This is a genomic window from Streptomyces sp. NPDC058880 (genome assembly GCF_042742535.1).
Lineage (GTDB): Bacteria > Actinomycetota > Actinomycetes > Streptomycetales > Streptomycetaceae > Streptomyces.
Genome location: NZ_JBHYMC010000055.1, coordinates 22,444 through 48,431 on the forward strand (window position 1 = coordinate 22,444; position 25,988 = coordinate 48,431).

At 70.2% G+C, this 25,988-nt stretch carries 30 protein-coding genes; 20 read left to right on the top strand and 10 right to left on the bottom strand.

What is annotated here, in order from left to right; all coding sequences use genetic code 11:
• The first annotated feature begins 12 nt into the window (after window positions 1-12).
• From ACFW2G_RS25610 to ACFW2G_RS25635, 6 genes are all read left to right on the top strand, one after another.
• Window positions 13-906 (top strand): DUF5936 domain-containing protein, encoded by an 894-nt coding sequence (locus tag ACFW2G_RS25610; RefSeq protein WP_384450899.1) that lies wholly within the window; start codon window positions 13-15, stop codon window positions 904-906.
• A 3-nt stretch (window positions 907-909) separates the two neighbouring features.
• Window positions 910-1,596 carry a response regulator gene (locus ACFW2G_RS25615; protein WP_384450902.1) on the top strand — a complete coding sequence of 229 codons (687 nt, stop codon included), beginning with the start codon at window positions 910-912 and terminating at the stop codon, window positions 1,594-1,596.
• A 110-nt stretch (window positions 1,597-1,706) separates the two neighbouring features.
• On the top strand, window positions 1,707-1,952 hold the full coding sequence (locus ACFW2G_RS25620) for a hypothetical protein (RefSeq protein WP_384450905.1): 246 nt from the start codon (window positions 1,707-1,709) through the stop codon (window positions 1,950-1,952).
• Window positions 1,952-2,608: a pilus assembly protein TadG-related protein gene (locus ACFW2G_RS25625; protein WP_384583360.1), complete on the top strand. Its 657-nt coding sequence runs from the start codon at window positions 1,952-1,954 to the stop codon at window positions 2,606-2,608. Before ACFW2G_RS25620 ends, ACFW2G_RS25625 begins: the two co-directional genes overlap by 1 nt.
• A gap of 31 nt (window positions 2,609-2,639) precedes the next feature.
• A complete protein-coding gene (locus ACFW2G_RS25630) occupies window positions 2,640-3,230 on the top strand; it encodes a hypothetical protein (protein ID WP_037919338.1) in 591 nt (196 codons plus the stop codon).
• 3 nt (window positions 3,231-3,233) lie between these two features.
• Window positions 3,234-3,869, top strand: a complete 636-nt coding sequence (locus ACFW2G_RS25635; RefSeq protein ID WP_384450909.1) for an OmpA family protein — start codon at window positions 3,234-3,236, stop codon at window positions 3,867-3,869.
• Here ACFW2G_RS25635 and ACFW2G_RS25640 read toward each other — a convergent pair.
• Both ACFW2G_RS25640 and ACFW2G_RS25645 read right to left on the bottom strand, forming a co-directional pair.
• Window positions 3,866-4,060 (bottom strand): hypothetical protein, encoded by a 195-nt coding sequence (locus ACFW2G_RS25640; protein WP_037919343.1) that lies wholly within the window; start codon window positions 4,058-4,060, stop codon window positions 3,866-3,868. The genes ACFW2G_RS25635 and ACFW2G_RS25640 overlap by 4 nt on opposite strands.
• Window positions 4,061-4,071: 11 nt before the next feature.
• Window positions 4,072-4,977, bottom strand: a complete 906-nt coding sequence (locus tag ACFW2G_RS25645; RefSeq protein ID WP_384450912.1) for a helix-turn-helix domain-containing protein — start codon at window positions 4,975-4,977, stop codon at window positions 4,072-4,074.
• Window positions 4,978-5,295: 318 nt separating this feature from the next.
• Here ACFW2G_RS25645 and ACFW2G_RS25650 point away from each other — a divergent pair, with 318 nt between their 5' ends.
• Window positions 5,296-5,691: an ATP-binding protein gene (locus ACFW2G_RS25650; RefSeq protein WP_384583363.1), complete on the top strand. Its 396-nt coding sequence runs from the start codon at window positions 5,296-5,298 to the stop codon at window positions 5,689-5,691.
• A 52-nt stretch (window positions 5,692-5,743) separates the two neighbouring features.
• Window positions 5,744-6,055 (top strand): hypothetical protein, encoded by a 312-nt coding sequence (locus tag ACFW2G_RS25655; protein WP_384450918.1) that lies wholly within the window; start codon window positions 5,744-5,746, stop codon window positions 6,053-6,055.
• A gap of 288 nt (window positions 6,056-6,343) precedes the next feature.
• Here the strand turns inward: ACFW2G_RS25655 and ACFW2G_RS25660 are convergent, their stop codons facing one another.
• From ACFW2G_RS25660 to ACFW2G_RS25670, 3 genes are all read right to left on the bottom strand, one after another.
• Window positions 6,344-6,877: a hypothetical protein gene (locus tag ACFW2G_RS25660; protein WP_384450921.1), complete on the bottom strand. Its 534-nt coding sequence runs from the start codon at window positions 6,875-6,877 to the stop codon at window positions 6,344-6,346.
• A 610-nt stretch (window positions 6,878-7,487) separates the two neighbouring features.
• Window positions 7,488-7,961 carry a carboxymuconolactone decarboxylase family protein gene (locus ACFW2G_RS25665; RefSeq protein ID WP_384583366.1) on the bottom strand — a complete coding sequence of 158 codons (474 nt, stop codon included), beginning with the start codon at window positions 7,959-7,961 and terminating at the stop codon, window positions 7,488-7,490.
• A gap of 102 nt (window positions 7,962-8,063) precedes the next feature.
• Window positions 8,064-8,597 carry a TetR/AcrR family transcriptional regulator gene (locus ACFW2G_RS25670; RefSeq protein WP_384450927.1) on the bottom strand — a complete coding sequence of 178 codons (534 nt, stop codon included), beginning with the start codon at window positions 8,595-8,597 and terminating at the stop codon, window positions 8,064-8,066.
• Between the two features lie 107 nt (window positions 8,598-8,704).
• Between ACFW2G_RS25670 and ACFW2G_RS25675 the strand changes: the two genes are divergently transcribed.
• Entirely contained in the window at window positions 8,705-9,115 is a 411-nt protein-coding gene (locus tag ACFW2G_RS25675) for a nuclear transport factor 2 family protein (protein WP_037919356.1), read from the top strand.
• A gap of 110 nt (window positions 9,116-9,225) precedes the next feature.
• Window positions 9,226-10,053: an alpha/beta fold hydrolase gene (locus ACFW2G_RS25680; RefSeq protein ID WP_384583369.1), complete on the top strand. Its 828-nt coding sequence runs from the start codon at window positions 9,226-9,228 to the stop codon at window positions 10,051-10,053.
• A gap of 353 nt (window positions 10,054-10,406) precedes the next feature.
• Here the strand turns inward: ACFW2G_RS25680 and ACFW2G_RS25685 are convergent, their stop codons facing one another.
• Window positions 10,407-10,988 carry a TetR/AcrR family transcriptional regulator gene (locus tag ACFW2G_RS25685; protein WP_384450933.1) on the bottom strand — a complete coding sequence of 194 codons (582 nt, stop codon included), beginning with the start codon at window positions 10,986-10,988 and terminating at the stop codon, window positions 10,407-10,409.
• A gap of 125 nt (window positions 10,989-11,113) precedes the next feature.
• On the opposite strand from ACFW2G_RS25685, the gene ACFW2G_RS25690 reads away from it, so the two are divergent.
• The 4 genes from ACFW2G_RS25690 (at window position 11,114) to ACFW2G_RS25705 (ending at window position 15,101) form a co-directional block, all read left to right on the top strand.
• The gene (locus ACFW2G_RS25690) at window positions 11,114-12,712 is read left to right on the top strand and encodes an MDR family MFS transporter (protein WP_384450936.1); all 1,599 of its coding nucleotides are present in this window, start codon (window positions 11,114-11,116) and stop codon (window positions 12,710-12,712) included.
• Window positions 12,713-12,969: 257 nt separating this feature from the next.
• Window positions 12,970-13,806 (top strand): polysaccharide deacetylase family protein, encoded by an 837-nt coding sequence (locus ACFW2G_RS25695; protein WP_384583372.1) that lies wholly within the window; start codon window positions 12,970-12,972, stop codon window positions 13,804-13,806.
• A gap of 129 nt (window positions 13,807-13,935) precedes the next feature.
• Window positions 13,936-14,265 carry a hypothetical protein gene (locus ACFW2G_RS25700; protein ID WP_037919365.1) on the top strand — a complete coding sequence of 110 codons (330 nt, stop codon included), beginning with the start codon at window positions 13,936-13,938 and terminating at the stop codon, window positions 14,263-14,265.
• 209 nt (window positions 14,266-14,474) lie between these two features.
• On the top strand, window positions 14,475-15,101 hold the full coding sequence (locus tag ACFW2G_RS25705; RefSeq protein ID WP_037919367.1) for a hypothetical protein: 627 nt from the start codon (window positions 14,475-14,477) through the stop codon (window positions 15,099-15,101).
• Between the two features lie 164 nt (window positions 15,102-15,265).
• Here ACFW2G_RS25705 and ACFW2G_RS25710 read toward each other — a convergent pair whose 3' ends face one another.
• The 3 genes from ACFW2G_RS25710 to ACFW2G_RS25720 form a co-directional block, all read right to left on the bottom strand.
• On the bottom strand, window positions 15,266-16,552 hold the full coding sequence (locus ACFW2G_RS25710) for an extracellular solute-binding protein (RefSeq protein WP_384583375.1): 1,287 nt from the start codon (window positions 16,550-16,552) through the stop codon (window positions 15,266-15,268).
• A 297-nt stretch (window positions 16,553-16,849) separates the two neighbouring features.
• Entirely contained in the window at window positions 16,850-17,467 is a 618-nt protein-coding gene (locus ACFW2G_RS25715; protein WP_384450946.1) for an SMI1/KNR4 family protein, read from the bottom strand.
• Window positions 17,468-17,526: 59 nt separating this feature from the next.
• Window positions 17,527-17,883 (bottom strand): DUF192 domain-containing protein, encoded by a 357-nt coding sequence (locus ACFW2G_RS25720; RefSeq protein WP_384583378.1) that lies wholly within the window; start codon window positions 17,881-17,883, stop codon window positions 17,527-17,529.
• Between the two features lie 35 nt (window positions 17,884-17,918).
• On the opposite strand from ACFW2G_RS25720, the gene ACFW2G_RS25725 reads away from it, so the two are divergent.
• A complete protein-coding gene (locus ACFW2G_RS25725) occupies window positions 17,919-18,689 on the top strand; it encodes a prepilin peptidase (RefSeq protein ID WP_384583381.1) in 771 nt (256 codons plus the stop codon).
• 143 nt (window positions 18,690-18,832) lie between these two features.
• Here ACFW2G_RS25725 and mgrA read toward each other — a convergent pair whose 3' ends face one another.
• Window positions 18,833-19,870, bottom strand: a complete 1,038-nt coding sequence (gene mgrA, locus ACFW2G_RS25730) for an L-glyceraldehyde 3-phosphate reductase (RefSeq protein ID WP_384450952.1) — start codon at window positions 19,868-19,870, stop codon at window positions 18,833-18,835.
• 129 nt (window positions 19,871-19,999) lie between these two features.
• Here mgrA and ACFW2G_RS25735 point away from each other — a divergent pair, with 129 nt between their 5' ends.
• The 5 genes from ACFW2G_RS25735 to ACFW2G_RS25755 all read left to right on the top strand — a co-directional run bounded on the left by ACFW2G_RS25735 (window position 20,000) and on the right by ACFW2G_RS25755 (window position 25,891).
• Window positions 20,000-20,761 carry an isoprenyl transferase gene (locus tag ACFW2G_RS25735; protein ID WP_037919372.1) on the top strand — a complete coding sequence of 254 codons (762 nt, stop codon included), beginning with the start codon at window positions 20,000-20,002 and terminating at the stop codon, window positions 20,759-20,761.
• A 388-nt stretch (window positions 20,762-21,149) separates the two neighbouring features.
• Window positions 21,150-22,466: a PhoH family protein gene (locus tag ACFW2G_RS25740; RefSeq protein WP_037919375.1), complete on the top strand. Its 1,317-nt coding sequence runs from the start codon at window positions 21,150-21,152 to the stop codon at window positions 22,464-22,466.
• A gap of 444 nt (window positions 22,467-22,910) precedes the next feature.
• Window positions 22,911-23,603 (top strand): transglycosylase SLT domain-containing protein, encoded by a 693-nt coding sequence (locus tag ACFW2G_RS25745; protein WP_384450956.1) that lies wholly within the window; start codon window positions 22,911-22,913, stop codon window positions 23,601-23,603.
• 126 nt (window positions 23,604-23,729) lie between these two features.
• The gene (locus ACFW2G_RS25750; RefSeq protein WP_384450959.1) at window positions 23,730-25,109 is read left to right on the top strand and encodes an AI-2E family transporter; all 1,380 of its coding nucleotides are present in this window, start codon (window positions 23,730-23,732) and stop codon (window positions 25,107-25,109) included.
• Between the two features lie 83 nt (window positions 25,110-25,192).
• Window positions 25,193-25,891, top strand: coding sequence for a hypothetical protein (locus tag ACFW2G_RS25755; protein WP_052030298.1), 699 nt, complete (start codon window positions 25,193-25,195; stop codon window positions 25,889-25,891).
• The last annotated feature ends 97 nt before the right edge of the window (window positions 25,892-25,988 follow it).

Here is a 25,988-nt window from a genome sequence, read left to right on the forward strand (position 1 = left end):
GCGGACGGGACCATGACCGGACTTCTCCTCGCACTCGCCACGGCCCTCTCGGTGTTCGGCGCCCTCCACGGCATCCGCCTCTACCGGGCGGACGTCAAGCTCCCCACCGACCTCGCGCTGGCCCTGGAGGTCGGTGCCACCCGTACGACGGCGGTCGGATCGCTGGTCGACCGCCTCGGCATCCGCTGGGCGCCGCTCGTCCTGCGTGCGATGGGCGCGACCCGGGTGGCCCGCAAGCGCCGGCAGATCGACATGGCGGGCAATCCGGCCGGCCTGACCATCGACCGGTACGCGGCCCGGCGAGCGGTGTACGGGGCCCTGGGGGCCGTCGGAGCCTTCGCCATGCTGGTCAACGGCCAACTGGTCGCGGCCCTGCTGATGGTGGCCTTCGGCCTGTTCTGGATCGAGGTCGGCCTGTGGTCGGCCATCCGGGTCCGCCGCGATCACATCGAGCGGACCCTGCCCGACTTCCTCGACGTCCTCGCCGTGGTGGTGAGCGCGGGGCTGGGCTTCCGACAGGCACTGGACCGGGTGGCGGGCAAGTACGAGGGGCCGTGGGCGGACGAGATCCGCATCACCCTCCAGCAGATGGACATGGGTGTGAGCCGGCGCCAGGCCTTCGACGAGCTGCGGCGGCGCAACGACAGCGAACAGGTCGCGCAGTTCGTGACGGCCCTCCAACAGGGCGAGGAACTGGGTTCCCCGATCGTCGAGACGCTGATCGCGATCGCCGAGGACATGCGCCGCACGGACGCCCAGAACGCCCGCCGCCGGGCCGCGCGGGCGGTACCCAAGGCCACGTTCGCGGTGACGATGTTCATGCTGCCGGGCACGCTCATCCTGCTCGTGTGCGGATTCGTCTACGGCGCGAACGTCGACTTCGGCGCACTGTTCGGGGGTGGCTGAACCATGGCGCGGCTGAGCGTGCTCATCGCCGACGGGAACCCGGTCATCAGGGCGGGCCTCGCGGCCATCCTGGGCGCGGTCACGGACATCGAGGTGACCGCCCAGGCCGAGGACGGCCGGGAGGCCCTGAGCCTGACCCGCAGGCACGCCCCGGACGTGGTCCTGCTGGACGTCCGGATGCCGGGGGTGGACGGGATCTCGGCGCTACCGCACCTGGTGCAGCTGGCGCCCGTACTGATGCTCACGTACAGCAGGGAAGCCGACATCGTCCGCGAGGCCCTGCTGCTGGGCGCCGGCGGCTACCTGGTTCACGGCGAGTTCACGGCCGAGGACCTGCTCAGAGCCGTCCGCGACGCCCCCCTGGGCCGCCCCCACTTCACCCCGACGGCGGCGAGCGCCTTGCTGAACGAGCTCAGGACCCCTTCGCATCCGCAACGCGATGTGGCACAGTCGTCGGATCGGATGCACAACTCTGTTGTCTTCGGGCTGAGTTCCCGGGAGGTGGAGATCATGGACCTGATCGCGTCCGGGATGAGCAACCAGCAGATCGCCGCCGCCTGCTTCATCAGTGAGAAGACGGTCAAGAACCACATCAACCGCATCTTCGCGAAGCTCGGGAGCGCGACGCGCAGCGAGGCGATAGCCCGCTGGCTGGGAACCGCCCGTCCAGGAGTGACCGGTCATGGGTAGACGGAGTGCGCAGTGGGTCCGTAATTGGGTCCCGGGACCCTTGGTAACGGCTGGTGACTCGCCGTACCGTCCGCAGATCGACACCGGTACCGGCCCGGGAGGGAACCCCCATGTCACAGAACATGCTGCTGAAGGCCGCCGTGGAGGCGCGGATCAGGGTGAACGGGTGGACGGACACGGCCGTGACGAGGCTCCGCAGGCGCCACGCCCAACAGGACCGCGGCCAGACCGCCTTCGAATACCTCGGGATCATCCTGGTAGTCATCGTGATCGTCGGGGCGATCGTGGGCTCGGGTGTCGGTTCGGAGATCACCAAGCGGATCAAGCAGGCGGTGACCGACATCAAAGCCGGCTAATGGCCACCCGCGGCACGTATGGGCGTGACCGAGGGCAGGCCTTTCCCATCTACGTGGTGGTCGTGGCGGGGCTGCTCTTCGCCGCGCTCGCGTTCTTCGCGGTGGGCCAGGCGTCGGTCAGGCGCAGTGACGCCCAAGGCGCTGCGGATGCAGCGGCTTTGGCGGCCGGGCGTGAGGCCCGAGACGAGGTTCTCCTCGGCCTCGATCTTCCGTCGGTGGATGCCGGTGTCTGGAAAAAGATCGTCGATGGGCGGTTCTTCAAAGTCGGCGAAGCCTGCGCAGCGGCAGAGGCCTTCGCGGCTAAGAACGATGCGAAGGCCACATGCGCGGCCGCCCTCCCGCGGTTCACCGTCACGGTGGAGACGAACGGAACCGTGGGGGATTCGGTGGTTCCCGGTACCAACGGCATGCATGCGACGGCGAAGGCCACGGCCCTGATCGAGCCGAGGTGCCACTTGGCGAGCGTCGCCAGCCCGAGCCCCACCCCGACCCCTACTTCCACCGCGCCGTCAGGTGGTGCATCGCCCTCTCCCACGCCGAACGCTGCTGCGGTGACATTCACTTGTGGTGGGGAGATGGTCAAGCTCGACCCGTCGAAGCCGGGTTCGCTCAAGGCATTGACCAGAAAGCTGTTCAGCGTGCGACTCGTCGGCTGACAGGGATCGAGAGACAAGGAAGCATTCATAGATGAGCATTCGGCGCATGGTGAGGGTCCGTGGGGGGATGGCCGTTGCGGGTGCGGCGGTCATGGCCGTTACGTTGGCCGGGTGCGGTGGTGGCGGTGACGGCAAGTCGGGTGAACCTCAGAAGCCCGCGGCTGCCCCGTCCCAGGGGACGGCCTCCCAGAACACGACACCGAGCAAGGGGCAGAGCTCGGAGCCGACCGAAGTCGTCGCCACGCTGACCGGACAGGCCGGCATGGCGTTGGAGATCAACTCTGTGCAGCGCGATCCGGGCGGCTTCCTCACCGTATCCGGGCAGCTGAAGAACACGGGGAGCCAGTCCTACAAGGACACGGTTGCCTGGCGCGGCATCGAACTCAAGGGGACCGGAGAGTCGGTCGCCGGTGCGACGCTGGTCGACAAGGCGGGTAAGAAGCGCTATTACGTGCTTCGGGACACGGAGTCCAGGTGCCTGTGCACGACGGGCGTCTCCAGCGTCGACGCCGGCCAGGTGATCCCGTTCTTCGCCCAGTTCCCGGCACCGCCGAGCTCTACCAGCGAGGTGGAATTCAGCCTCCCGACCTTTGCCACGGCCACCGTCAAAATCTCTGGGTGACCCATGACCACACGCCATCGCGCAGCAGCCGCCACCACAGTCTCTGCACTCGTCATCGCCGGAGGGTCCGTCATCGGGGCCGGCTCCGCACATGCCGATGACGTGAAGCCGTCCGTACCCCCTGGCACGGAGCCGTCCGCCGCCGCGCCCGTGGCGATCGACTCCAACGCGCCCGGGCTGAAGATCCCGCAGGGCGGGACCCTGGCCCCGGTCAAGGTGCTCGACATCGCCGAGGTCGTCGAAGACCTCGGCGGGGAGCAGCGGCGGCAGGAGACCAACGAGACCGTCATGATGGCGCTGCAGTCCGAGGTGCTGTTCCCCGAGGACAGCGCCGTGTTCAACGCGCAGGCGGCCGCACGGATCCAGGCCATCGGGAACGAGATCAACCAGTCCAAGGCGACCCGCATCCGGGTCTTCGGCTTCACCGACGACCAAGGCAGCTACGAGCACGGCAAGGTGCTGTCGAAGAAGCGGGCCGATGCCGTGCACGACGAGTTGGCCAAGACCGTGACGAACCCGAGCGTCGTCTTCGACGTACGCGGGTACAGCGAGGACTACCCGATCGCCGACAACAGCACCGAAGAGGGCCGCAAGAAGAACCGCCGCGTGGAGATCACCTTCCCGCGGGGCGCGAGTTAGTCGAGCAGGTGGTCGGCCCGACCCGCCTTGATGTCCCGGATCAGGGCCTGGAGGGCCGCTCTGCTGTCGGTCAGCGGCCGGTCCTCCTGGCCGGCCACCGCTATGTAGCTGTTGCCGTCCCCGTCCACCCCTATCCGATAGCAGGCGTTTCCCTCACCGCAGTACGGTGCTTCCCACCGGATGTCCGGCATGGCGACCCCTCTCACAGTTCCTTGCTGATGTCTCGGATGAGATCACGCGAAGCTTCGGGGCTGAGCGTGTGATCGGACATCCAGGCCAGATGGCTGCGGTACTTGGCCAGTTGCTCCGCACCGTGCAGGAACTCCGGGCCGTGGGCCGAGTCGAGTTGCGCCGTGTCGAGCTGCGGGACCGATTCCTCGGCGTAGAACAGAGGGTGCCCCGCTCCCGGGAAGGCTCCTTGAGAGACGGGGATGACCCTGATGGTGATGTGCTCCGCCGTGCTTCGCTCGCAGATCCGATCGAGCTGGCGCTTCGACACCTGTCGGCCGCCGAACTGCATACGCAGTGCCGCCTCGTGCACATATCCGGTGTATCGAACCGGATCTCGGCGGTCAAGGACGACCTGTCGCTCTTGGCGGTGGGCCACGCGCAGCTCCACGTCCAAGCGGGAGAGTTGCGGTAGCACCGCGTTGAAGACGGCCCTGGAGTATTCCTCGGTCTGGAGCAGTCCGGGTACGTGAACCGCTTGCACCGTGTGCATCCGTGTGGCGTGCCACTCCAGCTCTGCGATGTCCAGGAAGCCCGGTGCGAGCCGCTCGCGGTACTGATCCCACCACCCTCGCCGGCGACGCTGGGCCATGCCGAGCAGCGCGTCGATGTAAGGCTCGTCGGTACAGCCGTAGCTGGTGACCAGGGTGCGCAACCGCTCGGCGCTCAAGGTCCGGGCGCCCGCCTCAATGCTGGGAATCTTTCCGCGGTCCATGCCGACGAGTGAGGCCGCGAGTTCGGCGGACACGCCCGCGTTCAAGCGCATCCGGCGTAGCTCTGCTCCCAGTCGGGCCCGGCGATATGACGGCAGCGTCCTCGGTGGCATGTGGGAAGTCTGCACTCCGGCCCGCATGTGGTCCATTTCGGGAGCAGGCATCATGAATTTTGTGGTGCAGGCACCACTTCAATGTCTTACTGTGGGTGATGCACCGCTTACGCAAGGCGAGTTGAAGTGCATCGCCCGGCCCTGCCCGGGGGACGAGCCACGCCCGCCGCCCATGCCGCCTGTGAACGGTCCTCGTGAGCCCCTGTGCGCGTCGAGCCTCCGAAGCCGAACCGTCTGTGCCCACCGACGACTTGGGAGCCGAAGTTGCTCACCCCGTACCCCCACTCGTACACCGCCGCATCCGCCTGCCCGGTCGCACCGGATCCCGGGACTGCCGGTCAGGCAGCCCTCGCGGAGGGGTTGTCGTGCAGCATGACCCTGCCCGCCTCGCCCCGTTCAGCCGGGATCGCCCGGCAGGCCGTACGGGCGGCCCTGCACGCCTACGCCCTCGACCCCCTCGCTCCGACAGCCGTACAGGCCGCCTCGGAACTCCTCGGCTCGGCCTGGCGGATGGACCCGTACGGGGAGCTGTACCTGTCCGTCCGCTACCGCGACGACGAGCTGCGCGTCATCGTCTACGACGCGCACCCCACCCACACCCACCCCCGGCTTGCCGCGCTCTGTGAGGCCCGCCGCCGCGCCACGCTCCGGGTGTTCTCGGCACTGGTGCGCGACCACGGCGGCGACTGGGGCCTCGGGCCGTCCCGGGAACCCGGCGGTGGGACCCGTACCTGGGCGACGCTGCCCCACCGGCTGCCGAACGGGTGAGGGAGGTCGTTTCTCCGGCCGGCTCGGCGCAGCCGTGGGCCACGCTGGTGTGATGCGCCTTCGCCACACCATCACCACCTTCCTCGGGGCTCTCGCGCTCGTCGGTACGCTGCCGGCCCCCGCCGGGGCCGCTGTGGGCACGTTCAGCTACGTTTCGCCGGAGTACGGCGACTTCGACATCACCGACCCTGTCGGCTCGGAGTGCTTCCTCCTGCTCCACGGCGCGACCAGTGCGGTCAACGGCACGAACAGCACAGCCACCCTGTACGCGGACCGCGGCTGCGAGGAGCCGCCGAGCACCCTGGACCCCGGTGCGGCCCGTGGCTTCGCCGAGCCCGTCCCACACAGCGTGAGCTTCGCGTAGCCCGGTAGCCCGGTAGCCCGGTAGCTCGTCACGGGCGGCCGCGTAGGGTTCCGACGAACACTTCGAGGACGAACGAATGGATCAGCGCGTCGGTGATCACGTCGGCGACGCGCATCCACGCGGACCGACCGCTTCCCCGGACCCCACGGGACTTCCCCGGACACGTGCACGCACAGAAGCGCCGACAGCGTGCAGATGGCGTGTCGCACCCCTGTCGGCCCGGGGAGGAAACAGGCTCGGCGTCGCCACGCCGATGAGGCTCTTCCGGGCGTTCGGTACACCTGACGATCAGGCGGGGTCCAGGTCGCGGAAGCGCTTGAAGGACTCCGAGCCGCTGGCGCCCTTCTTCCACTCGACGGTCAGGGTGTCGCCGTTCTGGCTGAGATTGCCGACCCGGTCCTTGTCCGGGACCCGGACGCCGTCCTGGCTGCACAGCAGTCCGACCTCCAGGAAGTCGCCGCTCTCGTCCTTCTGCCAACGCCCCTTGCATTCGAACCCGGAGGAGCCGTCGCCGAGGATCGCGTTGATCCGGGCAGGCTCGTCGAGGTACGCGTCGCCGAGGGCCAGTATCGTAGGGCCGGAGGTCTTCCACACGGCCTGGAGGCCGGTCCCGGTGGGCTTGGGGGCGAGTGGGGTGGCGGGGGTCTCCGACCTCTCGGGCGGTGGCTGGATGGTCGGGGCCTTCTCGCTGGGGTTCGTGCTGGGCGCCGAGGCGCTCGGGCTCGCCTTGGCCTCGGTCGACCCGGTGTCGTCGCCGCCCCGGCCGACCGCGAACCACACCCCGCCGGCCACCACGACGAGAACCACCACAGCGGCCGTCACGATGAGTCCGGTCTGCCGCTTCCCCGGCCCCGGCCCCGGCGGCTGCCCAGGCGAACCGGGAAGGGGGTGCGGTGGCGGGTAACCGCCGTACGGCGAGCCCGGCTGGACATACGGGTTCCCGGCCCCGGGCGTACCGGGCTGCGGCGCCTGCGGCTGTCCGTAACCCGGCTGCGGCGCCTGCGGGGGTCCGTAACCGGGCTGCGGCGGTACGGCCGGAGGGAACGGTGGAGGCGGCGGCGCGCCGAACGGCTGCTGTGGCGACGACCAGGGGTGCTGCGGCTGCTCGCCGGACGGTTGGGTCACGTGGTTCCTTCCCAAGGCCGAGCACTTGTCGGTATGTCACCTCTTTCTACCAGCCACCCACCCGGCCCCCGCATACGGCCCCTGCGGCGCACGAACCACGTACCGGGCCTGCGTACACGGCACATTGGACGTCCGGCCGTGCCCGGCGCGCCCGGCAGCGGAAGGGCTGCGCCGCGAGTCCCCGGACCTTGGCCGGAGGCCTGTCGTGAGTACGCGCGCCCCGTCCGGGACCGGCTCGGCCCCACCCACCCGAGCGGCCGGGGCGGGACCGGGCCGGGGGTGGCCGGGCCGGATCGGGCGCTCGCGATCAGCCGCACTGGCCGGGCTGGTAGTCACCCGGCGGCTGCTGGGCGATCACGTTCATCCGGTTGTAGGCGTTGATCAGTGCGATGAGGGACACCAGCGCGGCCAGCTGGTCCTCGTCGTGGTGCTTGGCGGCGTTCGCCCACGCCTCGTCCGTGACCCCGCCGGCCGCGTCGGCGATGCGCGTGCCCTGCTCGGTCAGCTCCAGGGTGGCCCGTTCGGCGTCGGTGAACACCTTCGCCTCACGCCAGGCCGCCACCAGGTGCAGGCGCTGCGCGCTCTCCCCGGCGTGTGCGGCGGCCTTGGTGTGCATGTCGGTGCAGAAGCCGCAGCCGTTGATCTGGCTCGCCCAGATCTTCATCAACTCCTGGGTGACCGCCAGAAGGGGCGAGTCAGAGACGACCTTGCCGCCGGAGTTGATGCACCTCGCGAACCTGGTGGTGACGGCGGTTCCGTAGAGGTCGAGTCGAGAGTCCATGGTGGTCTCCTGGTCTGCGTGCCGTGTCGGCGGCCGCACAGCACTGACGGATCCCACCGGGCGAATGTGACGGCCCCCAGCGAGGTGTGTGAGTGACCTGCGTCACTGTTGCTGCCTCAGGAGGACCTCGGCGACCTCGCGTGCCCTGTGGGCCGGTTCCGGGCCGGGGTTCAGGCCGGCCACCGTCGTCGCACCCTCGACCAGGATCAGCAGTTGGTCGGCGAGCGCGGGCGGGGCTCCGACCGGGGCCAATTCGGCCAGGAGGGCGTGGAGCCCGGCCTTGTGGACGCGGACGACCTCCGGCGCGGCCGCGCCGAGCTCCCCGTACGCGTTGAGGAACGCGCAGCCCCGGAAGTCCGGCTCGGAGAACCACCGCGCCAGCCAGTCGAAGACGGCGGGGACCGGTTCGGCGGCGTTCGTCGCCGCCTCGCGCAGGGCGGCGATCCAGCGGCGGTCGCGCCGTTCCAGATAGGCCGCGACCAGGGCTTCCTTTGCAGGGTAGAGCCGGTAGAGGCGCTTGAGGGGCACGCCGGATCCGGCGCGGATGCGGTCCATGCCCACCGCCTGGATGCCGTGGCGGTAGAACAGCTCTTCCGCCGTGTCCAGCAGCCGGGTCCGGGCCTCTTCGTCGTCCATGAAGGCAGGGTAGCCCGGTTTCACTTGCGGGAAGAACGATCGTTCTCGTAGGGTCGGAGTTCCGGAGAACGTACGTTCTCTGCTTCGTGAGCTCGGAAGGATGCACCATGAGCCGCCCGCCCCTGCCGCCCTTCACCGACGAGTCCGCCCGCGCCAAGGTCCAGGCCGCCGAGGACGCCTGGAACAGTCGTGACCCCGAGCGCGTCGCCCTCGCCTACACCGAGGACTCCGTCTGGCGCAACCGCGACCGCTTCCTGACCGGCCGCGACGAGATCCGCGCCTTCCTCGCCGACAAGTGGGAGCGCGAGCTCGACTATCGACTGCGCAAGGAGCTGTGGTCCCATACCGGCAACCGCATCTCCGTCCGCTTCGAGTACGAGTGGCACGACACCTCCGGCCAGTGGTGGCGCAGCCACGGCAACGAGCAGTGGGAGTTCGACGAGGACGGCCTCATGCGCCGCCGCGAGGCGAGCATCAACGACGTCCCGATCGCCTCCGAGGATCGCCGGATCCTCTGAGGGGCACCGCCTGCGGATGCGTGAACGCCGTCCGCGCAGGGCTGGCGTCTGAGAAGATGATCAAGCTTCCGCGGGGGAGGCCGGCAGGACACCGGGCAGGGGGAACAGGCGTGGCGCGGACTCGGGTGAACGGCATCGAGCTCTTCTGCGAAGTCGAGGGCGAAGGGGAACCGCTCGTCCTGGTCCACGGCTCCTGGACCGACCACCACAGCTGGCACGCCGTGCTGCCGCACCTCACCCGCGCCCACCGCGTGCTCGTCTACGACCGCCGCGGCCACAGCCGGAGCGAGCGCCCGCCGGGCCAGGGCACCCGGGCCCAGGACGAGGACGACCTCGCCGCGCTCATCGAGATGGTCGGCGCCCCCGTCCACGTGGCCGCGAGTTCCTTCGGCGGGTCGGTCGCACTCGGGCTCGCGGCCCGGCGTCCCGAACTGCTGCGCAGCCTCGCCGTCCACGAGCCACCCCTGACCGCCGTCGTGGCCGGCGATCCGGAGCTGGACCGGTTGATGCGGGAGGCGCAGCCCCCCATCGACGCCGTCATGGCGGACATACGTGCGGGTGACCCCGAGGCCGGTGCGCGCCGGTTCGTCGAGGAGGTCGTGTTCGGCTCGGGCGCGTGGGACGGGATGCCTGAACCCGCCCGGCGGACGTTCGTCACCAACGCCCCCACCGCCGCCGATGAGCAGGGGGACCCGGACGGGAACGCCGTCGACCTCGCCGGACTGTCCGGATACCCGGGCCCGGTGATGCTGAGCAAGGGCACCGACAGCCCGCCATGGTTCGGGGCGATCGTCGACCGACTGGCGCGGGTGATCCCCGGGGCGCAGGTACGGACCCTGCACGGCGAGGGCCACGTCCCCCACCTCACCGCCCCGCAGCGCTACGCCGACAACCTCCTGGGCTTCATCGCCTCGACCGGCTCCGCGCCCCGGCCTTGACCCTGCGGCGTCCGGGCGCCACCGAATCGGGGGGATCGAGTCTCTGGAAGATTCCCCTGGAATGCTCGACGCACTGTGGAATTCCGTCCGCCTCGGCGTTGCCGCCCGGTCTGCCGTGGTGGGTACGTCCACGCACCTGCGGTTGAGCGGTCTCCGGCGGCGGCCCCGCCCGTAGCACGGCTCGCCTGTGTGCAGGGGGGGGGCTGCAGGCGGGCAGTGCGCCGAGCGGCCGGCGGGCCGAGTCCGCTCCGCCCTGCCTCAACCGGTCCCGGCTCCCGGTTCGTCCGCGTGCGCCGTCGGCCCGGCGCGCCGCTCAGGGGTGCTGCCCCGAGGGGGCTGTGGCCGTCGGCGCGTCACGTGTCCTCGTGGTGCGCCTGCGTGATGAGGTCGGTGGCGACCTCCAGGGCGGCCAGGCGGGTTTCCTCCGGGTCGCCCTCGACGTGCTGGAGGAACATCATCCCGGCGTGCAGCGTGAACAGGGCGCTGACGCAGCGCACCTGGTCCGTCAGCGGGCCGTCCTCCGTGCGCAGCAGTTCCACCAGGCGGTACAGCCGCTTCTTCACGGTCTCGCCGATGCTCAGTTCGCGCATCGTGGCCTGGTTCTCCTGCATGAAGCGGTACAGCGCGGCGCCCGCCGCCATCGCCTCGCTGTAGCGGCGCAGCACCTCGCGTTTGGTCTCCAGGGTGCGCGGCTGCTGTTCCGCCCACTTGATCAGCTCGTCGATGGGACGCGTGACGTCGTCGAAGAGGCTGATGATGATGTCTTCCTTGGTCTTGAAGTGGTAGTAGAGCGCCGCCTTCGTGACCTCCAGCTGCTCTGCGATCTCGCGCAGCGACGTCTTCTCGTACCCCTGCTCGACGAAGAGCTCCAGTGCGACGTCCTGGATGCGCTGGCGCGTGTCGCCACGACGGCGCTGGGGACTGCTGCTGGACATGACTCTCCTCGGTTACTTACTTGACGCCCGGCAAGTGACGGGTCTACCGTCCCCAGTGTAGTCAACTAGCCGGTCGGCAAGTAAGTGCCGTTCCGGCAGGTGGTGCCCAGGGGAGTGGACAGGAAATGGTGGAGACAAGCAAGCCCGCGCAGGCCTCGCAGGAGGTGAAGCCACGCAGCGTGCGGGTCGTCCTCATGGCCCTCATGATCGCAATGTTGCTGGCGATGCTCGACAACATGATCATTGGAACGGCGATGCCCACCATCGTCGGCGAGCTCGGCGGCCTGGAGCACTTGTCCTGGGTGGTGACCGCGTACACCCTGGCCACGGCCGCCTCCACCCCCATCTGGGGGAAGGTCGGCGACATGTACGGGCGGAAGGGCTCCTTCCTCACCTCGATCGTCATCTTTCTGATCGGCTCGGCGCTCAGCGGCATGGCCCAGGACATGGGCCAGCTCATCGGCTTCCGTGCGATCCAGGGCCTGGGCGCCGGTGGTCTGATGGTGGGCGTCATGGCGATCATCGGCGACCTGATCCCGCCCCGCGAGCGCGGCAAGTACCAGGGCATGATGGCCGGCGTGATGGCCTTCGCCATGATCGGCGGCCCGCTCGTCGGCGGCACCATCACCGACCACATGGGCTGGCGCTGGTCCTTCTACATCAACCTGCCCCTCGGTGCCGTGGCCCTGGCGATGGTGACGGCCGTACTGCACCTGCCCCGGCAGGCCGAGCGGCAGCGCCCGAAGATCGACTACCTCGGCGCCGCGCTGCTGACCCTCGCGATCACCTCCACCGTGCTCGTCACCACGTGGGGCGGGACCGAGTACGACTGGGCGTCCACCCAGATCGTCGGCCTCATCGTCGTCGGCGTGCTGTCGACCGCCGCGTTCCTCTACGTGGAGACCAGGGCGGCCGAGCCGGTCATGCCGCTGCACATTTTCCGCAGCCGCAACTTCACCCTCATGTCCGTGATCGGCTTCCTGGTCGGCTTCGCCATGTTCGGCGGCGTCCTCTACCTCCCGCTCTTCCAGCAGTCGGTCCAGGGCGCCTCCGCCACCAACTCGGGCCTGCTCCTCCTGCCCATGCTGCTCTCGATGATGGTCGTCTCGCTGATCTCCGGGCGCATCACCACCAACAGCGGCAGGTACAAGGTCTTCCCGATCGCCGGCGGCGCGCTCATGGTCGTCGGCATGTTCCTCCTCGCCACCATGGACACCGGCACCACCCGCCTCGTCTCCGGCCTCTACATGGCCATCCTCGGCGCAGGGCTCGGCTTCCTGATGCAGATCACCATGCTGGTCGCACAGAACAGCGTCGACATGAAGGACATGGGCGTCGCGTCGTCGTCGGCCACCCTCTTCCGTACGCTCGGCGGCTCCTTCGGCGTGGCCCTGATGGGCTCCCTCTTCACCTCCCGAGTCACGGACACCATGTTCGAGCGCCTGGGCCCGGAGGCCGCCGGAGCCGCGGGCTCGGCCCAGTTGGACGCGGCGAGCCTGGCCCGGCTGCCGGAGGCGGTACGGGAGGCCTACCAGTACGCGGTAGCCGCCGGCACGCACTCCGCGTTCCTGCTCGGCGCGGCCGTCGCCGTACTGGGCTTCCTGGCGGCCTGGTTCGTCAAGGAGGTCCCGCTCCGGGGTGCCGGTCCGGCCTCCACCGATGCCGGGTCCGCCCCGGCCGATGCCAAGTCCGCCCCCGCGACCCAGGAGTCGCTGGCGCACTGACCCCGCCGCGCACGAACCCGGCCCCGTCGGACGTACCTGTCCGGCGGGGCCGGGCGTTTTCTGCCGTGTCCGTCCGGGAAGGAACGGCGGGTGATCAAGGGGCGGAGTCCCATCGGTCCTATAGGCCCCATCAGTCCCAACCATCCTGTCGGTTCCGGTACGGGGAATTTAAGGACGATTCGACTGGAACTCCCGTACGGGTACGGGCGTCCTGATCCACGGAACGCTCGCGCGGCGGACGGGGGAGTGGACGGTTCATGGGTGTCTCGACGTACACGAACAAGAAGGGTGTCCGGGCCGGAGCGGTCGTCGTCGTGTCGGCCGCGGTCGCGGCGGCGACGGTCTGGGGAGTGTCGACCCTCGCGGAGCCGGGCAGCGCCGGCGCGGCCACCCGGCGGAACGCGGCCCTGCCGGGCGGGAACGACGACCCCGGCCACGGCCGGGCGGGCCGGCCGGGGGCGCGACAGCCGATACCCGAGGGCATAGCCCACGCCTCGGAGAACGGCGACACCGCCGTCAACATCACCATCGACGACGGCCCCGACCCCCGCTGGACCCCCCACGTGCTCGACGTACTGCACAAGTACGGAGTCAGGGCGACCTTCTGCATGGTCGGACCCCAGGCCAAGGCTCATCCCGACCTCGTCAAGAGGGTGGTCGCCGACGGCCACCGGCTCTGCGACCACACCATGGACCACGACACGGCCATGGACCAAAAGCCCGCCGACTACCAGGAACGGCAGATCCTGGACGCGAAGAAGCTCATCGAAGAGGCCGCGGGCAACGGCGCGAAGGTCGAGTACTACCGGGCCCCGGGCGGCGCGTTCACCCCCGAGAGCCGCCGCATCGCCGCGGCGAACGGGATGCGCCCGCTCGGTTGGAACGTGGACACCAAGGACTTCCAGAAGCCGGGCGCGGACGCCATCGTCGACGCCGTCAAACGTGAGATCGGCAACGGCCCGACCGTCCTCTTCCACGACGGCGGCGGCCACCGCGCCCAAACCGTCGAGGCCCTCGACCGGGTGCTGGCCTGGCTCGCGGACCAGGGCCGGCCGACCGGCTTCCCGGTCCGCACCACCCCCGACACCCCGTGAGCCGTCGCCCGCCCGGCGGCCCCTGACACGCCGTCCGCCGCGCGAACGGGTGAGGGTCGACGACGCGGACCCGACCGCGTTGTTACCTGTTCGGGCACGGACGAACGTACGCCCGACCAGGAGGCTCCTGTGGCCATCGCCCCCGGCAAACTGTCCGACCCCGTGGTCGGCGCCCTCGTCACCGCCGTCAACGCGCACGACAAGGACGCCTTCCTGAAGCTGCTGACCGCCGACGCCACCATGTCCGACGACGGATCGGACCGCGACCTCCACGCGTGGGTCGACCGGGAGATCTTCGACTCCAGGGGGCACATGGACGTCGTGTCCGAGTCCGACGAGGGCCGCTCCCTCGTCGTCGACTACCGCAATGACACCTGGGGCGAGATGCGGACCGCCTGGCGCTTCACCATCGCCCCCGGCGGCGGCCGCATCAGCCGCTTCGAAACCGGCCAGGCCTGATCCACAACGGCCGGGCCCGATCCGCGCCCCCTGGCCCGTTCCGCGCCCCTGGGGCCGGTTCACGCCCGCTGGAGCCGGTCGCCGGGCCCCGGTACGTGCGGCCCGCACCGAAGCCGATCATCGGACAGTGCGGCGGCCCGGCGACTCCCGTACGGGTGAAAGGGCGGGCGGCCTCGTTCCGGCGCGCGCCGGGGCCCGTTGGTCCGGGCATGAAGCGCACCCGCACCGCCGCTCTCGCCCTCGCCACCGCCGCCGCGGCCCTCGCCCCGACCCTCGTCCAGCAGGCCACCGCCGCGGAGGCGGCGGTCTACCTGCAGGACCCGGCAGGCGGCGAGAAGACCATGAAGTCGATGTGGACCGACGACGAAATGCACAAGGTGGAGGGGCAGTTCCGCTTCCATCCCGGCGTCCGCTACAAGACCGTCACCCGCCCCGGCCACTCGGCCGCCCCGGACTACGAGCGCAAGGTCGGCGACCCCAGCACGCTGGCGTGGGAGCCCGCGTACGAGTTCGCCTGGGCGGTGTCGGACTCGACCGTGGTGAAGAAGGCGGTGACGGTCAAGGAGGGCCGGCACCCGATCGTCGTGCACGCCGTCCTGCGCCGCGCGGACCGCTCGGTGGTGGCGGAAGTGCGCAAGGAGCTGGCCGGGAAGCCGGCGACCGGCCGCGAGAAGGTGGCGGGAGGCAAGCGGATCGCGTGCGACACCGGCGCGTACACGGTGGAGTGGTCGCTCACCCGCTCGGGCTACGGGACGCTCCACGGCTCCCTGCGCTGGAACTCCAGCTGCGAGCAGTACCGGACGGCGTTCTCCCAGGACCACGGGAAGCAGCGCTGAGCTCCCGTCGGGGCCGGCCGCCCCGCGCACCTCGTGAGTGCTCGGCGGGCGACGGGGCCGCGGCCCCTGATCGGGACCGTAGTGGCCATGGTGCCGCATGATGCGGTCCACGTCCCGGGTCGAAGGTCCCGTGTCGTGCGGGACTTCGGGGAGGCGCGGGGCCTTCAGCGCTTCTTGGAGGCCTGTGAGGCCTGCGCGGCGATGTCCTCCAGGACGCCCTTCGGGTTGCCGTCCGGCTCCACGGCGCGTCCGATGTTGCGCTTGATGGTGTCGCTGACCGTCACCCAGGACGGGTCGTTGACCGGGTAGAGCTGGGCGCCGCGCAGTGCGTTGAGGAACTGCTGGTCGTTCTCGGCGATTCCGCCGCCCGCCGGGGTGCGCGAGGCGGTCACGGTGGAAGGCAGCAGGTGGTAGCGGCTGGCGAAGTCCGACAGGTTCTTGTCCTGGTAGACGAAGTCCAGGAACCTGCCGATCTCCGCGCGCTTGCCGTTCTGCCGGAAGGCCATCATCCAGTCGGCCACGCCGACGGTCGGCGGGGTCTCCCCGACGCCGAGGTCGTCCGAGACGGGCATGGTGGTGGTGGCGACGCTGATGCCCTTGGCGCGCGCCTCGTGGGCGAGCGAGGGATAGCCGTTGAGCATGCCGACCTCGCCGCGGGTGAAGGCGGCGAAGGCATCGGCCCGATTGAGCCGGGACGGCGACGTGGCACCCGTGTAGCCGGTCGCGACCATGTTCTCCTTGACCCATTTCCAGGTCTCGACGTTCTTGTCGGAGGCCAGGCTGTAGTTGCCGCTGCTGTCGGCGTAGCCGCCGCCGTTGCTGAGCTCCCAGATCAGCGCCTCGGCGTGGGCCTCCTCGGGCCCCAGCGGCAGGGCGTACGGGTACGTCACCCCCTTCTCCTTGAGCGCCTTGGCGGCGGCCTTGAGGTCGGACCAGGTCTTGGGGGCCCCCTTGACGCCGGCCTTGGCGAACAGCGCCTCGTTGTAGAAGAGGAGGCGGCTGCTCGCCACGAAGGGCAGGCCGTAGAGGGTGTTGCCCACCGAACCGGCGTCGGCCAGCGGCTGGAGGAAATTCGCCTCGGCGGTGACCGAGAGGAGTTCGTCCGCGGGATAGAGCTCCCCCCGGGCGGCGAAGTCGGAGTACGAGCCCATGAGCGCGATGTCCGGCGCCTTGCCGGTCTTGACCATGCGGGATACTTCGCGGTCGATGTCGGCCCAGGGCAGGAGCTTGACCTCGACCTTGATTCCCGGATTCTCCTCGGTGAAATCAGCGGTCACCTTGTCCCAGAAGGGCTTGGAACTGGTGGCCGGACTGTCACCGTATTCGGCGGCGATCAGCTGAAGCGTCCCTCCGTCACCTGCCCCGTTTGTGCCGCCGCCGCATCCGGCCAGCGGTATCAGCAGGCCGAGCACGGTCGCGGTGGCGGTCGTGCCGAAAATTCTCCGTCGCACGGAAGTATTCCCCTGAATTTCTTTTGTGTCTGGTTGCTGCTTATGAGTTGCTCCGAGCCGGCTGATCCCTCGATGGCCCGTTGGCCGGAATTCTCTCCTGTGGGGCGGGGGTTTTTTCCAGGGGGGTCGTACTTGTGGTGAATGCTCCAACCGAATCTTTTCCGGCTGGTGTTTTCCGATATGAGGTCGGCGCGGTGGACGCGCGTAGACATGAGGAAAAGCCCGTTTCCCCTCGGGAAACGGGTCGGAGGGTCGGAGGGTCGACGGGTCGGCGGGCGGAGGTGGCGGGGCGCCCGGTCAGTCGGTGAATTCGCCCGCGTACGGGTCGGGCTCGCCCGTCTCCGGGTTGCGGCCCTCCTGCCAGCGGCGCTGCGCCTTGCGCCAGTGCACGAAGCTCAGGTGGCCGCCGTCCCAGAAGGTGATGCTGACCGGGCTCACGTCGAACTCGTCGGAGCAGAGGCGGTGGAGGAACTCGGCCATGCCGTACGGGTACACGGCGAAGGAGTCCGCGGTGTGTCGACCGCACACCAGGACCGGCCAGCGGTCCGGATCGGGGTCGGTGGTCAGCCAGCACAGGATGTCCGAGCCGCCCGTGACGCCCCAGGCGATGATCGACTCCGGATCCACGCCGAAGGCCGAACGGCCACCCTCGGCCACCCACATCTGCCGGGCGTTCGCCGTCTCCTCGGCCATCTCGGCCGGATCCCACTGCAGCCCGGGTGTGGGCATCGGCAGCAGGATGCTCGCCTCGCCGTTGATGGAGCCGGCGCCGAACCGGCCCATGAACGCGATGAAGTCCGACGGGAACCGGATCCCCCAGGCCGCCTCGGCGGCGGGCCAGTCGACGTCCTCGTCGGCGCCGTGCGTCGCCGGCATGATCTGCTCCAGCGCCTTGATCCGCGCGTTCTCCGTCATGCCGCTCCCCTACTGCCCCAGCTCAACCGCCCCAACCTACTGCCGGCGGCGAGCTCGGCCTAGGCGGTGTCCACGTCCAGCGTGGTCCCGGCCGCCAGGCCCCATCCGGCCATGGCGCCGGCTGCTGCCTCCAGGACGTGCCGGGCGCGCAGCCGCGGCAGCCCGAGTCGGCCGGGAGCCATGGTGACCACGGCGAGCACGCGCAGGTTCCGGTCCAGGTACGCCACGTCGATCGGGAACCGCATCCGGAAGGTGTGCACGCTCGCCGCGGGGGTCAGCAGCATCGCTCCGTCGATCCCGTCTCGGCCGAGCAGCCCGCGCGTCCTCGCCCGGTAGGAAGCGGCGATCTCCAGCGGGATCGGTGCGGAGCCCGCCGAGACCCGCAGCGCGGCGGGCCCGTCATGCCAGTGCGCCATGGCGGCCACCCTAGGGGACCGCCTACCTTCGCCGGATGGGTGTGGTCGTGATCGTTCTCGCCGCCGGGTATGGCGTGGCCGCCGGGCTGCTGCTGCCGCGTGCGGCCTACCGGCTGTCCGTGGACCCCGGTGACCCGTGGCGGGAGAACTGCCCTCGGGGGCACCGGCTGCGCGGCTGGCTCGGCCCGGCCCGCTGCCGCCCGGCCCGTGCAGAGCCGTCCGGGCCGCCCGGCCCGGGGGGCGTGTCGGGGCCGGCGCACGCGTACGGGCCGCGGTCCGTGCTTCCGGCCGTCCTCGCCGGCGGGGTCTGCGCCCTGATCGCGGCGGCCGTGGGGGTGCGTCCCGAGGCGGCGGTGTACGCGGGACTGGCCCCGGTCCTGGTCCTGCTCGCCCTCGTCGACCGGGCCGTGCACCGGCTGCCCGACGTACTGACCCTGCCGCTTGCGGTGGGGGCGGCCGCCCTGCTCGGAATCGCCGTCCTGCTGCCCGGCGCGGCCGGGTCCTGGCGGCTGGCGCTGCTCGGCGGGGGCGCGCTCGGGGCCGCGTACCTCGTGCTCCATCTGGTCAACCCCGCCGGCATGGGTTTCGGTGACGTCAAGCTGGCGCTCTCGCTGGGGGTCGCTCTTGGGTGGTACGGGTGGGGGGTATGGGCGTCCGGGGCCTTCCTGGGCCTCCTCTACGGCGCGCTGTACGGCCTGACGCTGCTCCTGCGCGGCTCCGCCACCCGTGACCAGGGCTTCGCCTTCGGGCCCTTCATGGCGGCCGGGGCGCTCACCGGAGTGCTGCTGGGTGGTTTCGGAGCGTAGTCATGGCGTGCCGATGCACGCAGCATGCTTTACGAAGGGTTATGGTGGAACTCCCCCCCTCGGGCCGGTCCGTATCCCCCCCACGGACCGGCCCGTTTTTTGTCCACCCGTTCCCCGCGCGGGTGTTGGGGCGACTTCGCAGGTCAGCCGCGCTGGGCCCAGATGTTCGTGCCAGGGGTGGACACCGCGAAGGAGTCGATCTCCTTCAGTTCCTCCCCGGAGAGCGGCGGGCCGGCCAGGGCGGCCACGTTCTGCTCCAGCTGACGGACGCTCGACGCGCCGATCAGGGCCGAGGTCATCCGCTCGTCGCGCAGCACCCAGGTGAGCGCGAGCTGGGCCAGGGACTGGCCGCGGCGGGCCGCGATCTCGTTCAGGCCGGCCAGCCGGCGCAGCACGTCCTCCGAGAGCAGGTCGGGGTTGAGCGACGTGCCCTGGGCGGCGCGGGAGTCGGCCGGGATTCCCTTGAGGTACTTGTCCGTCAGCAGGCCCTGCGCCAGCGGCGCGAAGGAGATGCACCCCATGCCGGCGTCCTCCAGGGTGTCCAGCAGGCCGTCCTCCTCCGTCCAGCGGTTGATCATGGAGTAGGACGGCTGGTGGATGAGCGGGCGTACGCCCATGTCGCGCAGGATCCGCACGGCCTCGGCGGTCTGCCCGGCCGTGTAGGAGGAGACGCCGACGTAGAGGGCCTTGCCCTGCCGGACCGCGGACGCGAGGGCGCCCATGGTCTCCTCGAGCGGGGTGTGCGGGTCGAAGCGGTGCGAGTAGAAGACGTCCACGTAGTCGACGCCCATCCGCTTCAGCGAGGCGTCGAGCGAGCTGAGCAGGTACTTGCGGCTGCCCCACTCGCCGTACGGCCCGGGGTGCATCAGGTAGCCGGCCTTGGTCGACAGGATCAGCTCGTCGCGGTAGGGCGCGAAGTCCTGCGCAAAGATCTTGCCGAAGTTCAGCTCGGCCGATCCGGGCGGCGGGCCGTAGTTGTTGGCCAGGTCGAAGTGGGTGACGCCGAGGTCGAAGGCGCGCCGCAGGATCGCCCGCTGGGACTCCAGGGACCGGTCGTCGCCGAAGTTGTGCCAGAGGCCGAGGGAGATGGCGGGGAGCTTGAGGCCGCTGCGGCCGGTGCGCCGGTACTCCATGGCGTCGTAGCGCGAGGGCTCTGCCCGATAGGGATTGGTATCAGTCACGTTGTCCTCCCTATCACGGAGTTGTGACAGACCGAGTTGGGTACCCGATCCCGCCGCGCAGTAATGTGGCGGCCTCGGGGGAGGGACCGCATTTCGCACGGGGGCAAGGCACGGAGGGGCTGGAAGATCGTGAAGCTGCGCGACCTGGTGTACAGGCTTTACGCACGCCGGGTGGAAGGCCGCCTCGACCATGACGCGGCGCCCAAGCACATCGGCGTCATCCTGGACGGGAACCGTCGCTGGGCCAAGGCGTCCGGCGGTACGACGGAGCAGGGCCACCAGGCCGGAGCCGACAAGATCTCCGAGATGCTCGGCTGGTGCACCGAGACCGACGTCGAGGTCGTCACCCTGTGGATGCTCTCCACGGACAACCTGGACCGCCCCGAGGTCGAGCTCCGCCCGCTGCTCAACATCATCGAGAACACCGTGCGGGGACTGGCCGCGGATGGCCGCTGGCGCGTGCACCACGTCGGCAACCTGGACATCCTGCCCGCCGGGACGCAGACGGTCCTCAAGGAGGCCGAGCAGGCCACCCACGACATCGACGGGATACTCGTCAACGTCGCCGTCGGCTACGGCGGCCGCCAGGAGATCGCCGACGCCGTGCGCTCGCTGCTCCTGGAGCACGCCCGGAAGGGCACCTCCTTCGAGGAGCTCGCCGAGATCCTCGACATCGACCACATCGCGGAGCACCTCTACACGCGCGGCCAGCCCGACCCGGACCTGGTGATCCGTACCAGTGGTGAGCAGCGACTGTCCGGATTCATGCTGTGGCAGAGCGCGCACTCCGAGTACTACTTCTGCGAGGTCTTCTGGCCCGCCTTCCGCAAGGTCGACTTCCTCCGTGCGCTGCGCGACTACGCGGCCCGTCACCGGCGCTACGGCACCTGACACTGTGTAGGGGCGTGCTGTGGGGCCGGTCCCGCGCGCCCGCCCCGGGCGACAGGCCCCCTTCGAGCGGTTTCCGGCCGTTCCGGTGCCCCTCCGCCTCACCTTCCCCTCCCCTCGAAGCCTTCACCAGGGATTCACCGAGCGTCCGTCATATGCCATGGCATGGCCTGGCCTGATCGGGGAATATCCCTTTCAGGTCGATGCCCGATCCACGGGTGTCGAGTCTCAGCGGACGGCATGGGGCCGTCCGCCCGGGAGGCCCTTTGCACCAGGACGCACGTGCGGTTCGCACGGACGCAGTGGAGGGCCGGAAATCGGCCCTGGCATGGGTGCCGATGACCGGTCCGGTCTTCATGGCCCGACCTCTTCCGAGGGGGTACGTCCTTCCGTGGTGACCAGCACAAAGCGCCGCCTGCCCGACAGGCGGACCTACGTCCTCGACACCAGCGTCCTGCTGGCAGACCCCAACGCGATCTCCCGCTTCGACGAGCACGAGGTCGTGCTCCCGATCGTGGTGATCACCGAGCTGGAGGCAAAGAGGCACCATCCCGAACTCGGCTACTTCGCGCGCCAGGCCCTGCGCCTGCTGGACGACTTCCGGGTTCGCAACGGTCGCCTGGATGCCCCCATCCCACTGGGAGATCTGGGCGGCACCCTGCGCGTCGAGCTCAACCACTCAGACCCCAGCGTCCTTCCCGCCGGCTTCCGACTGGGGGACAACGACTCGCGGATCCTCGCGGTCGCACGCAACCTCCAGGCCGAGGGCTACGACGTCACGGTCGTCTCGAAGGACCTCCCCCTGCGCATCAAGGCCTCCTCCGTGGGGCTGATCGCGGAGGAGTACCGCGCCGAGCTCGCCATCACCGACGGCGGTTGGACCGGCATGAGCGAGATCGGCCTCTCCGGGGAGCAGGTCGACCTCCTCTACTCGGAGGAGCGGCTCTACGTACCAGAGGCCGCGGAGCTGCCCGTGCACACCGGGCTGGTCCTGCAGTCCGAGCGGGGCAAGGCCTTGGGTCGGGTCACGGCGGACGGCAACGTCAAGCTCGTACGGGGCGACCGCGACGCCTTCGGGCTGCACGGGCGCAGCGCCGAGCAGCGCATCGCGCTGGACCTCCTCCTCGACCCCGAGATCGGGATCATCTCGATGGGCGGCCGGGCCGGCACGGGCAAGTCGGCCCTGGCGCTGTGCGCCGGCCTGGAGGCGGTGCTGGAGCGTAGGCAGCACCAGAAGGTGATGGTCTTCCGGCCGCTGTACGCGGTGGGCGGCCAGGACCTCGGCTATCTGCCCGGCGACGCCTCCGAGAAGATGAGCCCCTGGGCTCAGGCCGTCTTCGACACGCTCTCGTCGGTCGCCGGCCGCGAGGTCATCGAGGAGGTGCTGAACCGCGGGATGTTGGAGGTCCTGCCGCTCACGCACATCCGCGGCCGCTCGCTCCACGACGCCTTCGTGATCGTGGACGAGGCGCAGTCGCTCGAACGGAACGTCCTGCTGACCGTTCTGTCCCGGATCGGGGCCAATTCGCGGGTCGTTCTGACCCACGACGTCGCCCAGCGGGACAACCTGCGGGTCGGCCGGTACGACGGAGTGGTCGCCGTGGTGGAGAAGCTGAAGGGGCATCCTCTCTTCGCGCACGTCACGCTGACGCGATCCGAGCGCTCCCCGATCGCCGCTCTGGTCACCGAGATGCTGGAGACCCTCTGAGGCGGGGTGAGCAGGCGCCCCCGTCCGGCGGGCCGTCGAATCGGTCAAAAACCTCATAGCGGAAGGTGAGTTGACGCCGCCCGGCAAAGGCAGAGAAGCCTAGCCGGGCGGCGTCGTGCCGCATAGCCCTTTGAGGAAAACGACGGCGAGATGCCAGGTGTGACCTTTCCCACGCAACGGAGAATTGCCTTGCGGCGTCGAGGTCCGGCAGAGTCTGGTTTCCGTCAGGCCCCGCATACGGCACACCTGTATCTCCCGTGAGGTACACGCAGCACCACAACTCCACAGTCGATGGCCGTATGCCGCCCGGAGCTTCACGCGGCAGCCCCCGCAGGGGAGTTGCCCACGGGCCCGCGCCTCCAGTGACCGTCGCACCACGGAGGCCAGAGTCGAGGGCACTTTTGCGCCGCGTGGTCACTGCGGACGCTGCTGGAAGGACACCGTGTGAGCCGGATCTCGGTCCGGGGGTTCGCAGTGGCTTCGGCCACCGCGGTCACCACCGTCGGCGCAGTCGTGGGCGTTGCCACCGGCGACCCCACGAACGATCTTGAGACGACCGCGTCCGGGGCGACCCTCCTCGCGGACATCCCGGTCGGCGACCAGGCGGAGGTCCAGAGCGCGTCCCTGACGCAGCAGGCCGACACCATCGCGTACGCCGCCGACGTCGACGCCAAGCGCTCGGCGGAGGAGGCCGCACGCCTCCAGGCCGCCGAGGACGCCAAGGCCAAGAAGGCCGAGGCGCAGAAGGCGGCCGACGAGAAGGCGAGGAAGGAACGCGAGGCGAAGGAAGTCGCCAGCCGTTCCGCCGCCCGCGACGCCGGTGACTTCGCCGTGCAGAGCTCCTACACGGTCGCTCAGGTCAAGGCCATCGCCCAGCAGATGGTCCCGGCCGGCCAGTTCCAGTGCTTCTCGAACATCATCAACCAGGAATCCACCTGGAACTACCTGGCCGTGAACAAGTCCTCCGGGGCCTACGGTCTGGTCCAGGCGCTGCCCGGTTCGAAGATGGCCTCGGCCGGCGCGGACTGGCGCACCAACCCCGCCACGCAGATCAAGTGGGGCCTGAACTACATGGAAGACCGCTACGGCAGCCCCTGCGGGGCCTGGAGCTTCCACCAGGCCAACGGCTGGTACTGACGGCCGCCGCCTCGCGGCCCCACCGCTCAACCTCCGGGAGCCCCGCACCGTCGTACGGTGCGGGGCTCCCCGCGTGTACGGTCGTCGGGGTGTGCCCGTAGACGGGGGGCGGGGGAAGGAAGCGACATGGCGAAGAGGGACGGCTGGCTCGGCCGGCTGGGCGACAGGCTGACGGCGATGCAGGCGCGGCTCAACGAGCGGCGCGCGGAGGTCGAGGCCGAGTCCGGCGGCGACCTGCCCGAACCGGCACGGCGGGCCCCGGCGGTGCCGGCGGCTCCGGTGCCGTCCGACGCCCCGGCGGGGGCGCCCGTGGTACCGGCGGCGGCCGGCCTCGAACCCTACCGGCGCCCCGAGCGGCCCGATCCGGCGAGCGTGGTCCCGTGGGGGATGCGCGTCGCCGCCGAGGCCAGCTGGCGGCTGCTGCTGCTCGCCGGGATGCTCTGGGTGCTGATGAAGGTGATCAGCGAAGTCCGCCTGGTCGTCCTCGCCTTCGCGGCAGCCATGCTCGTCACCGCGATGCTCCAGCCCTTCGTCGTCCGACTGCGCAGACTGGGCCTGCCGCGCGGTCTGGCCACGGCCGTCACGGCGGTCCTCGGCTTCGTCGTCATCGGGCTGGTCGGCTGGTTCGTGGTCTGGCAGGTCATGGAGAACCTCGACGACCTCTCCGACCGTGTCCGCGACGGCATCAACGAGCTCAAACTCTGGGCGCTGGACAGTCCGTTCCACGTGACCGAGAAGCAGATCAACGACATCGCGAAGAACCTCAGCGAGACCATCGGCACCAACACCGAGCAGATCACCTCCGCCGGACTCCAGGGCGTGACCGTCCTCGTCGAGATCCTCACGGGCATGCTGCTCGCGATGTTCTCGACCCTCTTCCTGCTCTACGACGGCAAGCGCATCTGGAACTGGGCGCTCGGCCTGGTCCCCGCGGCCGCCCGCGCCGGTGTCGCCGGCGCCGGTCCGCGCGCCTGGCGCACGCTGACCGCGTACGTGCGCGGCACGGTCATCGTCGCGCTCATCGACGCCATCTTCATCGGCCTCGGGCTCTACTTCCTGGACGTGCCGATGGCGGTGCCGCTGGCCGTCTTCATCTTCCTGTTCGCCTTCATCCCGCTGGTCGGCGCGGTGATCTCGGGAGCCCTCGCGGTGGTCGTGGCGCTCGTGACCCAGGGGGTGTTCACCGCCCTGATGACGCTGCTGGTAGTCCTGGCGGTGCAGCAGATCGAAGGGCACGTGCTCCAGCCCTTCATCCTCGGCCGGGCGGTACGGGTCCACCCGCTCGCGGTGGTGCTCGCGGTGGCGGCCGGCGGGATGATCGCCGGCATCGGCGGGGCGGTGGTGGCCGTTCCGCTGGTGGCCGTCACCAACACGGTGGTGGGCTACCTGAAGGCGTACTCGCGGGACCAGCACCACCTCGGGGCCGGGATGGTGGGCCCCGCGCCGCACGGGTCGACGGCGCTGGGCGTGGTGCCCGACGGCGACGCGGAACACTCCCGGCCGTAGGCCGCGGTCGGGATGTCATGATCGAAGACGCCGGGGCGCTACCGACGGCGCTCGGGGGAGCGGAAACGAACGGGGGGACGGGGATGATCAGCGATCCGGAGCTCGAAGGCGGCTGGGAGGCCGACCGGGCGGCACGGCCGGCGGAGCGGCTCGCGCCGCACGGGCCGGAGGCGGAGGGATGGGAGGCGGACGGCCCGGGGGTGCGGCGGCCGTGGCTGTGGGCGCTGGGCGGGGCCGTGGTCGCCTCCGCGGTCTGGGCGGGCGGGCTGTTCGCCCTGGGGGACCGGCTGGCCGCGCCGGAGGTCGCGTACCGGGCGACGAAGAACCTGTGCCAGGACTTCGAGGCGCGGGCGCTGAGCAGGATCGGGGGAGATCTGCACGGCTACCGGCCGGTGAACAAGGAGAGCGAACATCCGGCCGTGCGCGGGGCCATCTGCAACCTGCAGAACGGCGAGATCGTGTCCACCCTCACGGTACGGGTGCAGGTGGACCTGCACCGGAAGACCGATCCCGCGGCGGAGTTCGACGCACCGCCGCTCGGGCTCGTCGCCGCGATCGGTGAGGGGCGCAACGAGGCGGTGCAGGGCCTCGGTGAGCGCGCCGTGTTCTTCTCGGCCCCCGGGGAGACGCTCGTCCGGCTCAAGGTGCTGGACGGCGGAGCGGTGTTCACGATCGAGGCCTACACCACCGTCGACCGCTCGAACGCCCCGGCCGATGGGGCCGAGCTGCAGGCGGCGATGATCGAGGACGCCCGCGCGCTGCTGGCGGCACTCAAGGAGTAGGGCACGCGCCGGTCCCCTCCCGAGCCGGACGCGGCGGGGCGGGCCGTCGGGCGACGCCGACGACCGAAGACGCCAGGGCCCCGCGACCGTTTCCGGT

Coding starts and splice junctions, on each gene's coding strand:
- ACFW2G_RS25610 (WP_384450899.1), top strand. CDS start 13: ATGACCGGACTTCTCCTCGCACTCGCCACGGCCCTCTCGGTGTTCGGC.
- ACFW2G_RS25615 (WP_384450902.1), top strand. CDS start 910: ATGGCGCGGCTGAGCGTGCTCATCGCCGACGGGAACCCGGTCATCAGG.
- ACFW2G_RS25620 (WP_384450905.1), top strand. CDS start 1,707: ATGTCACAGAACATGCTGCTGAAGGCCGCCGTGGAGGCGCGGATCAGG.
- ACFW2G_RS25625 (WP_384583360.1), top strand. CDS start 1,952: ATGGCCACCCGCGGCACGTATGGGCGTGACCGAGGGCAGGCCTTTCCC.
- ACFW2G_RS25630 (WP_037919338.1), top strand. CDS start 2,640: ATGAGCATTCGGCGCATGGTGAGGGTCCGTGGGGGGATGGCCGTTGCG.
- ACFW2G_RS25635 (WP_384450909.1), top strand. CDS start 3,234: ATGACCACACGCCATCGCGCAGCAGCCGCCACCACAGTCTCTGCACTC.
- ACFW2G_RS25640 (WP_037919343.1), bottom strand. CDS start 4,060: ATGCCGGACATCCGGTGGGAAGCACCGTACTGCGGTGAGGGAAACGCC.
- ACFW2G_RS25645 (WP_384450912.1), bottom strand. CDS start 4,977: ATGATGCCTGCTCCCGAAATGGACCACATGCGGGCCGGAGTGCAGACT.
- ACFW2G_RS25650 (WP_384583363.1), top strand. CDS start 5,296: ATGACCCTGCCCGCCTCGCCCCGTTCAGCCGGGATCGCCCGGCAGGCC.
- ACFW2G_RS25655 (WP_384450918.1), top strand. CDS start 5,744: ATGCGCCTTCGCCACACCATCACCACCTTCCTCGGGGCTCTCGCGCTC.
- ACFW2G_RS25665 (WP_384583366.1), bottom strand. CDS start 7,961: ATGGACTCTCGACTCGACCTCTACGGAACCGCCGTCACCACCAGGTTC.
- ACFW2G_RS25670 (WP_384450927.1), bottom strand. CDS start 8,597: ATGGACGACGAAGAGGCCCGGACCCGGCTGCTGGACACGGCGGAAGAG.
- ACFW2G_RS25675 (WP_037919356.1), top strand. CDS start 8,705: ATGAGCCGCCCGCCCCTGCCGCCCTTCACCGACGAGTCCGCCCGCGCC.
- ACFW2G_RS25685 (WP_384450933.1), bottom strand. CDS start 10,988: ATGTCCAGCAGCAGTCCCCAGCGCCGTCGTGGCGACACGCGCCAGCGC.
- ACFW2G_RS25690 (WP_384450936.1), top strand. CDS start 11,114: ATGGTGGAGACAAGCAAGCCCGCGCAGGCCTCGCAGGAGGTGAAGCCA.
- ACFW2G_RS25695 (WP_384583372.1), top strand. CDS start 12,970: ATGGGTGTCTCGACGTACACGAACAAGAAGGGTGTCCGGGCCGGAGCG.
- ACFW2G_RS25705 (WP_037919367.1), top strand. CDS start 14,475: ATGAAGCGCACCCGCACCGCCGCTCTCGCCCTCGCCACCGCCGCCGCG.
- ACFW2G_RS25715 (WP_384450946.1), bottom strand. CDS start 17,467: ATGACGGAGAACGCGCGGATCAAGGCGCTGGAGCAGATCATGCCGGCG.
- ACFW2G_RS25720 (WP_384583378.1), bottom strand. CDS start 17,883: ATGGCGCACTGGCATGACGGGCCCGCCGCGCTGCGGGTCTCGGCGGGC.
- ACFW2G_RS25725 (WP_384583381.1), top strand. CDS start 17,919: ATGGGTGTGGTCGTGATCGTTCTCGCCGCCGGGTATGGCGTGGCCGCC.
- ACFW2G_RS25750 (WP_384450959.1), top strand. CDS start 23,730: ATGGCGAAGAGGGACGGCTGGCTCGGCCGGCTGGGCGACAGGCTGACG.
- ACFW2G_RS25755 (WP_052030298.1), top strand. CDS start 25,193: ATGATCAGCGATCCGGAGCTCGAAGGCGGCTGGGAGGCCGACCGGGCG.